11 protein-coding genes are annotated in these 12,645 nt (G+C 55.7%); 7 read left to right on the forward strand and 4 right to left on the reverse strand.

Features of this window, described 5'->3' with window-relative positions:
* The coding region (locus RGM3321_RS02995) for an IS3 family transposase (protein ID WP_244391585.1) at positions 1-99 on the forward strand (99 nt) is incomplete at its 5' end.
* A gap of 84 nt (positions 100-183) precedes the next feature.
* Here the strand turns inward: RGM3321_RS02995 and RGM3321_RS03000 are convergent.
* Entirely contained in the window at positions 184-492 is a 309-nt protein-coding gene (locus RGM3321_RS03000; protein ID WP_244391531.1) for a PepSY domain-containing protein, read from the reverse strand.
* A 301-nt stretch (positions 493-793) separates the two neighbouring features.
* On the opposite strand from RGM3321_RS03000, the gene RGM3321_RS03005 reads away from it, so the two are divergent.
* The 5 genes from RGM3321_RS03005 to RGM3321_RS03025 all read left to right on the forward strand — a co-directional run bounded on the left by RGM3321_RS03005 (position 794) and on the right by RGM3321_RS03025 (position 8,432).
* The gene (locus RGM3321_RS03005; RefSeq protein ID WP_244391533.1) at positions 794-2,968 is read left to right on the forward strand and encodes a TonB-dependent siderophore receptor; all 2,175 of its coding nucleotides are present in this window, start codon (positions 794-796) and stop codon (positions 2,966-2,968) included.
* 496 nt (positions 2,969-3,464) lie between these two features.
* Positions 3,465-4,781 (forward strand): MFS transporter, encoded by a 1,317-nt coding sequence (locus RGM3321_RS03010; RefSeq protein ID WP_244391535.1) that lies wholly within the window; start codon positions 3,465-3,467, stop codon positions 4,779-4,781.
* Positions 4,782-5,254: 473 nt separating this feature from the next.
* A complete protein-coding gene (locus RGM3321_RS03015) occupies positions 5,255-5,524 on the forward strand; it encodes a LuxR C-terminal-related transcriptional regulator (RefSeq protein ID WP_122269164.1) in 270 nt (89 codons plus the stop codon).
* A 182-nt stretch (positions 5,525-5,706) separates the two neighbouring features.
* Positions 5,707-6,426, forward strand: coding sequence for a hypothetical protein (locus RGM3321_RS03020; protein WP_244391537.1), 720 nt, complete (start codon positions 5,707-5,709; stop codon positions 6,424-6,426).
* A 1,133-nt stretch (positions 6,427-7,559) separates the two neighbouring features.
* A complete protein-coding gene (locus tag RGM3321_RS03025) occupies positions 7,560-8,432 on the forward strand; it encodes a hypothetical protein (RefSeq protein ID WP_244391539.1) in 873 nt (290 codons plus the stop codon).
* A gap of 4 nt (positions 8,433-8,436) precedes the next feature.
* On the opposite strand, the gene RGM3321_RS03030 is transcribed toward RGM3321_RS03025, so the two are convergent.
* Together RGM3321_RS03030 and RGM3321_RS03035 are read right to left on the reverse strand one after the other, a co-directional pair.
* Positions 8,437-9,513, reverse strand: coding sequence for a diguanylate cyclase (locus tag RGM3321_RS03030; protein WP_244391541.1), 1,077 nt, complete (start codon positions 9,511-9,513; stop codon positions 8,437-8,439).
* 285 nt (positions 9,514-9,798) lie between these two features.
* Entirely contained in the window at positions 9,799-11,001 is a 1,203-nt protein-coding gene (locus tag RGM3321_RS03035) for an MFS transporter (RefSeq protein WP_244391543.1), read from the reverse strand.
* Between the two features lie 110 nt (positions 11,002-11,111).
* Between RGM3321_RS03035 and RGM3321_RS03040 the strand changes: the two genes are divergently transcribed.
* Positions 11,112-12,020: a LysR family transcriptional regulator gene (locus RGM3321_RS03040; RefSeq protein WP_244391545.1), complete on the forward strand. Its 909-nt coding sequence runs from the start codon at positions 11,112-11,114 to the stop codon at positions 12,018-12,020.
* Positions 12,021-12,052: 32 nt separating this feature from the next.
* Here the strand turns inward: RGM3321_RS03040 and RGM3321_RS03045 are convergent, their stop codons facing one another.
* A complete protein-coding gene (locus tag RGM3321_RS03045) occupies positions 12,053-12,643 on the reverse strand; it encodes a polyribonucleotide nucleotidyltransferase (RefSeq protein ID WP_244391547.1) in 591 nt (196 codons plus the stop codon).
* Positions 12,644-12,645 lie beyond the last annotated feature (2 nt).

Raw genomic sequence — 12,645 nt, forward strand, 5'->3', positions numbered from 1 at the left:
GGTCTGGATGAGTACATCCGCTACTACAACAATGACCGCATCAAGCTGAAGCTAAACGGCTTGAGCCCCGTAAAATACAGGGCTCAGGCGGCGCGCTAAAACTGTCCAACTTTCGGGGGGCAGTCCAATATTGTGGGAATTCTCTTACGGTTTCTTGCTGTGTTAACCGTTAGGGCAGTCGGATCAATTATCCTTTGCGTCACGTACCACTTCGCCCGTCTTGGCATCGACGTCGTAGTTCCACTCCACACCCTTGGCGTCTTTCAGTTCGATCTTATAGACCAGGCGGCCGTCGCGTTCTTTTTCCAGCTCGGTATCGTGGACTGTGAAGCCTGTGTGCTTGGCAACGGCCTGCTTGTTGAACTGTTCAAAGTCACCCAATGCCTGAGACTTGTAAAGGCGGATCACTTCATCGGGACCAACGTCGGCCTGGGCGGCACCTGCAACAGCAGTGAGGGCAACAGCGGCGAAGACGGCAGAAATAAGTTTCATGGTGTATTCCTTTCTGATTGATCTGTTTTAATGGATTCGTCACACGCTGAATGGTTCAGCGGTTTTGTTGAACTCAGATTATCCACGCTTACTTAATTCACGCTTAATTATTCCGGTGCGCTATGCGTTTCAAGCCTGTCTTGCTCTGCCGATTCGTAAGTAAAGTTTTCCCGTGTCATTCGTTTACAGGCAGACCGTCACGTAAAGGTTGAAAAAAACCGGCGGTGAACGTAAAAGATTGGCCCCCTGCCGGAAGGTGCATCGCGTCTGTCCAGGCACCTGTCCTTGCGGAGTCTGATCGATGAGTACGCCCTACCGACCTGCCATGCGTCATGCCTGGCGATTGTTACCGTTGGGCATGGCTGTTGCCTCGCCGCTAATGGCTGCGGATCCGCTCACTCTGGACGCGGTCAACGTGACCGGTTTCAGCGAACAGGAAGGTGCCAGCGACTATAAAGCTGGTCGGGCGTCGATTTACGGGGTTGATCAGGCTTCGCTGCTGGACACGCCTGCCTCGGTTTCAGTGTTCAGCGAAGCGCTGATCAAGGACCGTCAGGCAAAACTGCTGAGCGACGTGTTGCGCAACGATGCCTCGGTCGGTGATGGCTACGCGCCGGTAGGCTATTACGAAAACTTTGTGGTGCGCGGCTTCTCGTTGAACGCAGCCAACAGTTATCGCATCAACGGCCGCAGCATTGCCGGCGAGCAGAACGTGGCGCTGGAGAACAAGCAGCAGGTCGAGTTGCTCAAGGGGCTGTCCGGCTTGCAGAGCGGCGTTTCAGAGCCCGGTGGTGTCATCAACTACCAGACCAGGCGCGCGCAGGATGTCCGCTCGGTCACGGTCTCTACCAACGAACACGGCGAGCGCTACCTCGCGACTGATGTCGGCGGCTGGTTCGGCAGCGAACAGCAGTTCGGGTTACGCGCCAACCTCGCTCATGAAGACATTCGCTCGTACGTCGAGCACGCCGACGGCCAACGCGATTTCGCCTCGCTGGCTTTCGACTGGAACATCAGTGAGCGCGCCGTGCTGCAACTGGACGTCGAGTATCAGAGCAAAGAACAGCGTTCGGTGCCCGGTTATCAACTGCTTGGCGGTACGGCGCTGCCTCACGACGCCTCGCCACGCAAGCTGCTGGGCTATCAAAACTGGTCCAACCCGGTGGGCATCGATTCGCTGAACATGAACGGGCGTTTCGAATACCGGTTCAACGATAGCTGGAAGGGCAGCCTGAGTGCGTCGCGCAGTCGCGTGGTCATTGATGACTACAGCGCCTTTGCGTGGGGCTGTTACGGCTCGGCCAGTTGCGCGGCCGAAGCGGTGCCCAACCACTTCAGCGCCGAGGGTGGCTACGACATCTACGACTTCCGCAGCCCGGACGATACGCGGCGTAACGATGAGATCGAAGCGGCAATGTCCGGTACTTTCACTACCGGATCACTGGGGCACGAGCTGACCTTCGGCACCAGCGCCTACCGCCGCACCGTCGATACGCGCGGGACCTTCAATGAATTCGTCGGCTCGGGCACGATCAACGAGTCGCCTGAATCGGTGGCACCGTCGCCTTTGACGTTGCCCCATACCGAGCGCCGCCTGGACAGCCGTCAGTACGGGCTGTTTATCTCCGACCGGATCAGTTTCAACGAGCACTGGCAAACCGTGCTGGGCGGGCGGCAGGTGCGGCTCGACGAGCAGGCGTTTACCGAAGACGGCAGCGATGCAAGACACACCGAGCGTTACGTGTTCCTGCCGCAGGCGGCATTGATCTACAAACCGGTGGACAACCTTTCGCTCTACACCAGCTACAGCAAAGGCCTGTCGCTGGGCGGGACAGCTGCCTGGTTCACCACCAATGCCAGTGAAATCCTTGCGCCCACCGTATCTCGACAACTGGAAGCGGGCATCAAGTATGACTGGCAGCGTATAAGCCTGACGGCAGCAGTGTTTCAGGCCCGTCAGGCCTACCAGTATTCCAGACCCAACGATGACGGCACGTTTACCTACGTCCAGCAGGGCGAGCAGAAGAACACCGGCCTGGAACTGGGCGCGAGTGGCTGGCTGACGGATCGTCTGCAGCTATCCGCCAGTGCGGCGGCCATTCGGGCGCGGGTCGAAGGCAGCGGCACTGACGCCTACGACGATCACCAAGCCCTTAACGTGCCCAGATACCGTGGCACCCTGCAAGCCGACTACAGCTTGCCGGTCCCTGGGCTTGCGTTGCTCGGCGGGGTGCAATACAGCGCCAGCAAATACGCCAACCGTGAAGGTACGGTGCAGGTCAATGACTACGCGCTATTCAACATCGGCAGCCGTTACAGCACCCGAATCAGCGGCTACGACACGGTCCTGCGCCTGACCGTCGACAACCTCTTCGACAAACGCTACTGGCGTGATGCCGGGGAGTATCTGGGTGACGACTACCTATTCATGGGCGCACCCAGAACGGCGAGATTGTCGGCCACCGTCAACTTTTAGTGGATGGGCTCTACTGCACGGAGCGTTTGCACGATCGTCGGGATTCTCGTTCCACACGCTCCAGCGTGGGAGTGCAGTTCACGACGCTCTGCGTCGTCAAGAGGACGCGGAGCGTCCAGAAACGGCATGCGACGCAGAGCGACGCACGATAGTTGCGATCTCGTTCCACACGTTCCAGCGTGGGAGTGCAGTTCACGACGCTCTGCGTCGTCAAGAGGACGCGGAGCGTCCAGAAACGGCATGCGACGCAGAGCGACGCACGATAGTTGCGATCTCGTTCCGCACGCTCCAGCGTGGGAATGCAGTTCTCGACGCTCTGCGTCGTCAAGAGGACGCGGAGCGTCCGGCACGGCATGCGACGCAGAGCGTCGCACGATAGTTGCGATCATCGTTCCCGCTACAGGCCTCAGCTCCGTATCAGTGCGCCCGCAAGCTTTGCTATTCTTCGCGCCCTGTGAGCGCCAGGCGCTTTTTTCAGCCATGTTTCGGGGGCTTCATGACGGCCATCGTTCAATCCACTCCGCAACCTTTCACCAAAGGCGACTACAAGACCCTGAGTCTTGCGGCGCTGGGTGGCGCGCTGGAAATCTACGACTTCATCATCTTCGTATTCTTCGCGCTGACCCTCAGCCAGCTGTTTTTCCCGCCCGACATGCCCGAGTGGCTGCGTCTGCTGCAAAGCTTCGGGATCTTCGTGACAGGCTATCTCGCACGCCCGCTGGGCGGCATTCTGATGGCGCATTTTGCCGACCGGCTGGGGCGCAAGCGGGTGTTCAGCCTGAGTATTCTGATGATGGCCCTGCCTTGTCTGCTGATCGGCGTCATGCCCACCTACGCACAGATTGGTTACTGGGCACCACTGGTGTTGCTGGCGTTACGCATTCTGCAAGGCGCAGCGGTCGGCGGCGAAGTACCCAGTGCCTGGGTCTTCGTGGCAGAGCACGCACCCCAGGGGCATCGCGGCTACGCACTCGGGGTGTTGCAAGCCGGCCTGACGTTTGGATACCTGCTCGGTGCGCTGACCGCAACATGGCTGGCAAGGGTCTTCAGCCCGGGTGAGATCCTTGACTGGGCGTGGCGCATTCCGTTTCTGCTTGGCGGTGTTTTCGGCGTAGTAGGCGTCTGGTTACGCCGCTGGCTGAACGAAACGCCAGTGTTCATCGCCATGCACGCCCAGTGTGAAAACCTGCCGACACTGCCGCTTGGCCAGGTCCTGCGCGATCATCGCCAATCCTTGCTGCCGGCCGCGCTGTTGACCTTCGTGCTGACTTCCGCAGTTGTCGTGCTGGTAGTAATCACGCCGACGGTCATGCAGCAGCGCTTCGGCATCAGCGCGAGCACTACGTTTGCCCTGAGTGCGGTGGGCATCGTCTTCCTCAATATCGGCTGCGTGTTGGCAGGCATGCTGGTTGACCGCATCGGTGCGTGGCGCGGCATCATCATCTACAGCCTGCTGCTGCCGCTGGGTATAGGCGTGCTTTACGCCAGCCTCATCCAGCAATGGATGCCGCTGGGGATCGCCTACGCCATTGCAGGGCTGGCCTGCGGGGTTGTCGGCGTGGTGCCTTCGGTGATGGTCGGACTGTTCCCTGCGAACATCCGGGTGTCTGGCATCTCGTTCACTTACAACATCGCCTACGCTTTTTGGGCGAGCACCACGCCATTGCTGCTCATTACGCTGATGCCCTGGAATATCTGGGTTTGCGTGCTTTACAGCCTGGTCATGGGAATTGTGGGTCTTACGACCGCTGCGGTATTCGGCCTGCGCCGGGGTGTGGTGGCAGATGACATTGCAACCGGCCGAAACGGTTAGCGTCAAGCCTGTTTCTGCTGGCGCGCCTCTTTCTCGCAAGCAGCCGCTCATCTATATGGGCGGTTTGCGCAAATGAAAAATATCAAGAAAGTTCCTCAAGTCAGGCGCGGTCAATTGTAACAAGTGATTGTAATTCTGTTTGCTCAAGTCTATCTTGCGCACCTCTATATTATTTTTATTTATTGAGCTGTTTTGCTCTTGGCTGACACGATTCCGACGTGTCTCGGCTGGTGGGTTATTTATGATTTCGTTAAATTGATAGAGGTAATTGTTCTGTATTTTCTGTAGGAGAATTCTTCGATAGTTTATTGCTTTATGATTATTCTCACAGGTCTTTATTTTTGGCAGGATTTTGGTTTCTATTTGGGTTTAATGAAAAACAATACTAAATAAAATGGTTTCTGTGCCGATTTACTTTTTAGGTCATGGAAGACGTGTGTAAGAAACATCCTACAAATTTGCTCTAGGGCAAAATGATGGCAAGGGGAAGTAGCATGGAGGTGACAATGAGAGAGCAAGAGGTTCTTGGCCTGCTGTTGCAGGGCTGTACGAACAAGGAAATCGCCAGGCAGCTCCGTATCAGTGACTATACGGTTCGCGATCACGTGTCCTCGCTACTAAGAAAGAGCCGTGTAAAGACGCGTGCCGAGCTCATGGCGCGTTGTGTTTCTTTATTGCTTCCTGGAAAAAATAACCGACCCCCTACATCTGTCGGATTGCGCAACGAGTCAGCACATACATAATGTGTCTTGTCACAGAATACATCTTGTCAGGGCGATCAGCGTTATCGGGATAGTGCCCCAAGGTCAATAATTTCAATATTGCACTACGGTTGCTTTCTGGTGGTCGGCTATCTGGTTGCACGGAACAGATGGTTCTAAAGTCCGTCCTTACGGCAAACCGTTAAGAATAAAAAGGAGCAATCATGACCGTTTGTTTTGTTCGGGGCCGGTCTGAGTCCGATCAGTCATTGCGGCTGGATCCGCATCGGCCCGGTTTGAATCTCACAACAGACTTCCATCGCCTGGCAACCCGGCAGTCGGCACTTTCGGTGACGCAACTTGCCGAGCAACAGAAAAAACTCTCCGGCCCCGTTGGCCTGTTTGCCAAGCTCTGCCGACAGGTTCGTTCGCATGGACGCCAGGCCGTGTTGATCGAAGAGGTCGAGCGGCTTGAGGGGCGCAAGCGCAAGTGGCTGGCCGAGCAGGCCGTGCAGTTCATCCTGGGCTTGCACGGCCGCCGGCCAGCGGTCGACAACCCGTTCAAAGGCCTGTTGCGCGAAGACCTGTGCTGCATCGTGTTCGATGACGCATCGCTGCACACGCTGGTCGAGCGTTACACTGCCGGTGAAGCACTGCGGCACCAGGACAGCGAATACTTCGTCAAACTCATTGCCACCACACGGAACACCGTCGAGCGACGAATCGTCTTCCACGGCTTGCTTGAACACTTCGACCGATTACTGCCGATCGAAAAAAGCATCTATCCGCTCAATTACCGCGCCACCCAGCTTGCCCATCTGGAGCAGGAAGAAACCCTCTACGGCAAGTTGATCATGGAGCAGCCCATTAGCGCACTGCTTGAAGTACATACCCCTGCATGGCTGTTGGAAAATCTTTCCTCTTTTGAGTTTTCGATTGATTGAGCGCGTATTCAGAAACGGTAGAAAGGTACGTCAGATATTATATCTAACGCAGGCTATGAAAATGAGCAATGGTTAATCACGTGTTGAGCGAGGCGCAAGATTGTCCGCTGTTTACCCGATAAAGAGGCTGCCACTGCCTACCGTATTCTTGGACATGAAGCATTAAATACCACAACGCTTGATCATGACTTTGTAAAATACATCACGGGTAAAGGCTGTGGTGCTGGTTTGCATAATGGTTTTAATTTTATGGAAGCGCTCGTTGACAGGTTCGCCGCCAAAGGCATTGAGCAATCTGTCTCGTCCTCCTGATTTATCAGGCGTGAACGTCCGGGCGCCCAAGGGCAAAAGCACAACGTTAAAAAACTGGAAAGCCTGCAAGAAGATGTATGCAACTCATCCCTGTTTGATGTGTTGTTTGAAAGGTTAACTTTTTATTTCTGCTGACTATTTAAGTGAGTAGGAAAAATTTTTCATTTTGGTAATGCAGTGTTTTTAAGTTTTATGATAAAGAAATTTAAAACTTTGGAGGGGCGCTATAGTCCTCAGCTCTTGGTTTGATGTAAAAAATTATGATCGCTCGACGACTTTTATATCGAAGCGTTCGTGTGGCTTGAATTTAACTTCAATAAGCTTACGGATTAAATTTTATGAAAAAAATAGTACCTCTGATGCTGTTGCTCTGTTCTGTTAACTGTGTCGCAGCCGATTTTTCTGTTACGACCACGAAAGTGCCCAGAATTATGTTAATGCCTTCACCTGCTTCTGTAAATTTGCACCGATTACGGTTCTCCGACTACCCGTACGGTGCAGCAACGAATTCTCGGCTTAGAAGGGTGTCTTGGGATTTAACCTCTTTTCCGACTGCTGAGAATGAGGTCGTCGATATTTGTTATCAGTTGGACGGAGTGGACAATATAAGTTGCCTGACTGCCCAGCCTGGAACGACCGGTGAAACGGAAAGTTTTAACAGCTTTGGGTTTAATTTCGCGTCCACTGTTTTTGTTCGGCATAAGGCACCCCGAGCAGCTCCGGTAAGTCGACCTCTGGCGGCTAACAAAGTTACCTTTCATCTGAGTTATTGATGAGCGCCCCTGGCAGAGTTCTGCCAGGGGTTATTGCGAGGGAATACTATGCGAGTTATCAGTTCTGGCCTCCCTGTGATTCTGCAACGTCCGGACGAAAGTCGTGCTTCGTTGAACGATAAAATTCCGTCACTTTCCCTATCAGGGAAATCGGTTGATCGTGGTTCAACAGTGTCTATCAGTGGAGACGCGCTTTTGCGGCAAAGGCTTTACAATATTACCGATAGCCATCGCGCGGCACCGATGCTAGGTAGAAACCTGTGCGGAAAGAACCTTCAGGACATCGCTTTTTTGAATCGTGATGACAGACGTCTACTTGGCAGCGTTTATGAGTGGGCTCAAGATCAAGGTGCTGACCTGACTTATGTTGATGCATTGGGATTAAGCCTGGCACGCTACCGGGAAAATGACGATGGCAGAATATGCATGCGGGCCAATCAAGGTAAAACTCGAGATGGTGAGGGCTATACGATCTATCAGCGTTTTACCGACAGGGACGCCGCAACGGCCGAACGAATTTTACAGAGTGAGGCCTACAAGACCACGCGGCTCGATCAGAAATTTATTGGGTACCTCACTGACAAGGACTATAGCGCTTTGTCGCACCCGGACTTTAATTTTCTGGAACAGGTGATCAATCGCTTTTCTGCCAAAGGAGAAGATCAACAATTGCCCCTGAGTGGCGACTTCTCTCGATACACTTATATAAAAAACAATTTCATAGAGACCCGCTCGGGGGAAAGACGCAAACCCGACAACGATGACAGGCACAAAACCGGCATCCCCGCTCAAAAAAACACAAAACCCAAGGAAATCACCCTGGAAAGCCTGCGAGAAGACATGCGCAACTCGTTCATGAAGGCGATGGGCATCAAGAACTTCTCATCCCTGTTTGACGTTCTGTTCAAGAACCGGCGTTGACCGGTCAGGCATCGGCACTCAGTGGCTGGAGCTCTGACGGCATATCCTGAGCGCTGGCCACGCAGTTGCGACCGGTGCTTTTGGCGAGGTACAGCGCCTTGTCTGCTTCGTGCAACCAGGATGAGGCATCCGGTAGTTCAGGAGAGTAGGCGGCTATGCCTATACTGAGGCTGACCTTGAGATCGCGCTGCAGAGAGTAGGTCATTTCATCTATCGCCAGACGCGTGCGCTCCAGGATTTCCCTCGCTTGAAACAAGCAGGTGTCCGGCAGAATGACGCAGAACTCATCCCCGCCACAGCGGCCGATCAGATCCGAGTCACGCAGGTTTTCCATCAGTGCTTCACTGATGTTCTGCAGCACTGTATCGCCCATGAGGTGGCCATAGGTATCGTTGATAACTTTGAAATGGTCAATGTCGATCAGTGCGACGACGCACTGCTGATGCTGGTTCTGGCTTTTTGCATACTCCAGATCAAGCAGGTCTTTCCATGCGCCATGATTGAGCAGTCCGGTGAGGCTGTCGGTGCGGCTAATTTTGCGCAGGATGTTGCGATGCTCCCAAAGCTTCAGGGTGACCTGATGGCTCATCCAGCCGATGAAAATAGGGTAAATCACCAGGACGGGAAGGCAGGCGTAGATCTGTGCCATGTTGCCATGCAGATTGACCGCGGGGTTAAGCACGGCCAGCGAGATCAGCACCCCCAGCGCCTGTGCGCACAAGCCTTGCAGCATCAGGCGTGGCCCGGCAGCAGCCATATTATGCATGGCCATCATTGCGATGACCGTAACGCTGGGCACGGCACTGAAGCCCATCGCGCCAATCCAGAACCCGCCCATCAACGAATCGAAGAGTAGATTGCGCCATTCAGCCTGATAGGGTTCGCGCGATTTTTTCGCAATCTGGTAAGCAACATGCGGCCAGATCAGGGCATTGAGCAGCGCCAGCGTCCAAAGCCAGTGTGCAGCATTCACGTAATACAAAGACACAGCGACAGTAATAAAGCCAACGCTGACACCGAGTGATCTCGGCGCGTAGATCCGCTTGGCAAATGCCAGTCCCTTGCGGTGATATGAGCTCATAGTTCCTTACCGAACATAACGTCTTGAATCGGTCAGAAACCATCACTCCTTGACCGAAAGGCTGGAGTTTGAGCGTTCGCCAGTGTCATGGGAAGAGCATTTTGCAGTGCTGTGTCAATTAGCTGCACATTGGGAGGGTGCTTGTTTTAGAGTCAATTAACTGACAAAAACAGCCAGGAAACAGGTTCAAAAATATGACGAAACATACCACCAGCGGCACTCTGGAATAACCGGGCAGTGTGGTTGCGTTCTTGCAAAAACACTGCCCGGTGACATCAGGTCAGTTTATGCGCCTGCCTTGTTTTTCTGAATCCCGGTCATCCAGGCAACTGCAATGGCCAGTAACGCAACGACGGCTGCGACATACCCCACCGCATTCAGGCCCAGATGCTCAATGGTCAGGCCGCCAATGATCGATCCCAGACCTATACCTGCATTGGCCGCCGAGACATTCAAGGTTCCTGCCAATGCCTGGGCCTGCGGTGCCGCTTTCATCACCCTGATTTGACAGATAGGGAACAACGCTGTGTGGGCAATGCCCCAAATCACCAGCACCACGGCCAGCAACGGCATCGAGCCTGCGGCAGGTACGCTTGCGGTCATGCCCAGCGCCAGCAGCAGGGCAAACACCATGGTCGAACCCAGCGGGCTACGGTCTACATAACGGCCACCCAGCGCATTGCCGATCAGGCCGACTGCACCAAAGCCCATCAACCACCAGCCCACTTGAGCCGACTCGATACCTGCGATGCGTTCCAGTGTATCTGCCAGGTAGGTGTAAGCCCCGAACATGGCAGTGAACAGCAAGATGGACAGCAGCAAGTTGGCGAGGAACAGCGGATCACGCAGGATTTTTGCCTGCTCGGCGAGGCCGACCTTTGCGGTAGGTTCAATGCGTGGCATCGATAACGCCAGCAGCACAGCCATTAATGCAGACAGCAGCGTCAGCGCCCAGAACGCGCCGCGCCAGCCCACTGCATCGGCAAATACGGTGCCCAGCGGGATACCGAACAGCATGGCGGCGGAGATACCGAGGTAGACCTGCGCCACTGCCTTGCCGGCGCGCTTCGGTCCGGCCAGCAGGCTTGCGGTTTCACTGGCGGTGCCCCAGAACACCGGCAGCGCCAGTGCCGGAATGAATCGCGCCAGTGCCAGCACCCAGATGTTGCTCGACACCGCAGCCAGAGCGTTGGAGGCTGCGAAGATCAGCAGGATGACGATGAACGTACGCTTGCGGTCCAGGTGCGAAAGCATGGCTGTCAGCGGCGGGCCAAACAGCATCACCGTGAAGGCGAATAGCGTGACCAGCAAACCGGCAGTAGAAATGGAAATCCCCAAATCGCGGGCCAGTGAAGGCAGCAGTCCTATGATGAGAAATTCAGTGGTGACGATTACGAAGCCAGCCAGCGCCAGAATCGCGATGGACAAGCCTGCACCGGTCGAGCTTTCGCTCTTGGTGCCGGAGGCGGCAGTTTCCAGAGACGGCATGATACGAACCCATGAAAAAATAAGTTCGCCAGCTTATTGCAGAAAAGGATTCCTATCTTTGGCAAATATTCATTACATTGCGGAATTGAATTCACTAATGGGTAATCCACGTGCTGTCCACCGACCGCCTCAAGGGCATCGAAACGTTTGTCGCCGTTGCCAATGCAGGGAGCTTTACGGCAGCCGCTGACCGCTTGAGTCTGACCAATTCCGCAGTCAGCAAAAGCGTTGCACGCCTGGAGAGCCGCCTGGGCATGCGTCTGTTTGAGCACACTACCCGAAGTCTGGCGCTGACGGAGGAGGGGGCGGCCTATCACGCTGTGTGCACGCGCATGCTTGCCGACCTGGAGGCTGCCGAAACCGCACTGGCGGCGCAGCGCACAGAACCTGCCGGACAATTGCGTATCGATCTGCCTGCGACCTTTGGTCGTTTGCACGCGCTGCCACTGATCCTCGCCCTCACCGGGCAGCATCACAAGCTGCGCCCGCGAATAACCTTCACTGATCGTTTCGTCGACATTCTCGAGGAAGGTATCGACCTGGCCGTGCGCATCGGCGGTCCGCCTGTCTGGCCCGCGGGCGTGGCGCACCGTTACCTGGGCACCGAACGGGTGATCTTCTGCGCGGCACCGGCTTATCTGGAGCGCCACGGCGTACCGACGACGTTCGAGGACCTCGCCAGTCACGCGTGCATTCTGTTTGGTCGTGGCGATGGCAGCACCAGCCCCTGGTTGTTTGTTGACGACCAAGGGCAGCGTGAGGCGCGCGCTGTCGAAGCGCGGCTGGTTATCGGCAACGGCGAAGCCCAGGTGGCTGCGGTGACTTCGGCGTGGGGCATTGCGCAGCTGGCGACCTGGCTGATCAGGGAGCAGTTGCAGCGTGGCGAGTTGGTGGAGATCCTTCCACAACTGGCCACTGACGGTTTGGCGCTGCATCTGGCCTGGCCGCGCAACCGCGAGTCATTGCCCAAGGTGCAGGCGCTGGTCGAGCGACTGTCAGAGGCGTTGCGGGTGGATTAAGCCACACTGGTCAGAGCCACCCGATGCTCGAATCATTCGCCTATGACGGCCTTAACCAGCGCTGCGTGTTCCTTCGGGTTTTTCGCGTTGGAGACCACGTTCAGCACGGCTGCGCGGGCACCCGAAGCGGCAACGATCGAGGTGCTCAGAACCTGGGCGTCGCTCATGGTCGCCGAGGTATCCAGCTGCCGTACACCCAGACCGTTTTTCTTGACGATCTTCTTGTCACCCAGCTTTTTGAAGTCTTTGTAGCCGGTACTCTGCTGGGCAAGTATCCCGGTGACCAGGCCATCAAGCACTACGCCGTCGTTGTCGCTTGCCTGAACGCCCATTGGCATGGGCGTCTCGGTAACGATCAGCACGCGCTTTTCAGCGGCATTGGTGTAGAGCGCACCCGTCACCCCCTGAGCCTTGGCCTTCGCGTCAATCTCGGGCATCTCGCCCTGCACGTAGCCCGCAGGAATGGTAAACGCCAGTTTGCCACCCAGCAGCGAGGCCTTTTGTACCGCAGCGGCAGCAGGCGCAGGGGCTTGGGGCTTGGTCGCGGCCTGAACGCTGACCATGCTCTGGCAGGCTGCCAGTGCGACACACACAACGATTGCCTTGAAACCGAAAGACCGCATGG

The organism is Pseudomonas sp. RGM 3321 (genome assembly GCF_022836805.1).
Classification (GTDB): Bacteria; Pseudomonadota; Gammaproteobacteria; order Pseudomonadales; family Pseudomonadaceae; genus Aquipseudomonas.

Excerpts from the sequence above, each read along its gene's own strand:
- RGM3321_RS03000 (WP_244391531.1), bottom strand. The coding sequence starts at position 492 with ATGAAACTTATTTCTGCCGTCTTCGCCGCTGTTGCCCTCACTGCTGTT.
- RGM3321_RS03005 (WP_244391533.1), top strand. The coding sequence starts at position 794 with ATGAGTACGCCCTACCGACCTGCCATGCGTCATGCCTGGCGATTGTTA.
- RGM3321_RS03010 (WP_244391535.1), top strand. The coding sequence starts at position 3,465 with ATGACGGCCATCGTTCAATCCACTCCGCAACCTTTCACCAAAGGCGAC.
- RGM3321_RS03015 (WP_122269164.1), top strand. The coding sequence starts at position 5,255 with ATGATGGCAAGGGGAAGTAGCATGGAGGTGACAATGAGAGAGCAAGAG.
- RGM3321_RS03020 (WP_244391537.1), top strand. The coding sequence starts at position 5,707 with ATGACCGTTTGTTTTGTTCGGGGCCGGTCTGAGTCCGATCAGTCATTG.
- RGM3321_RS03025 (WP_244391539.1), top strand. The coding sequence starts at position 7,560 with ATGCGAGTTATCAGTTCTGGCCTCCCTGTGATTCTGCAACGTCCGGAC.
- RGM3321_RS03030 (WP_244391541.1), bottom strand. The coding sequence starts at position 9,513 with ATGAGCTCATATCACCGCAAGGGACTGGCATTTGCCAAGCGGATCTAC.
- RGM3321_RS03035 (WP_244391543.1), bottom strand. The coding sequence starts at position 11,001 with ATGCCGTCTCTGGAAACTGCCGCCTCCGGCACCAAGAGCGAAAGCTCG.
- RGM3321_RS03045 (WP_244391547.1), bottom strand. The coding sequence starts at position 12,643 with ATGCGGTCTTTCGGTTTCAAGGCAATCGTTGTGTGTGTCGCACTGGCA.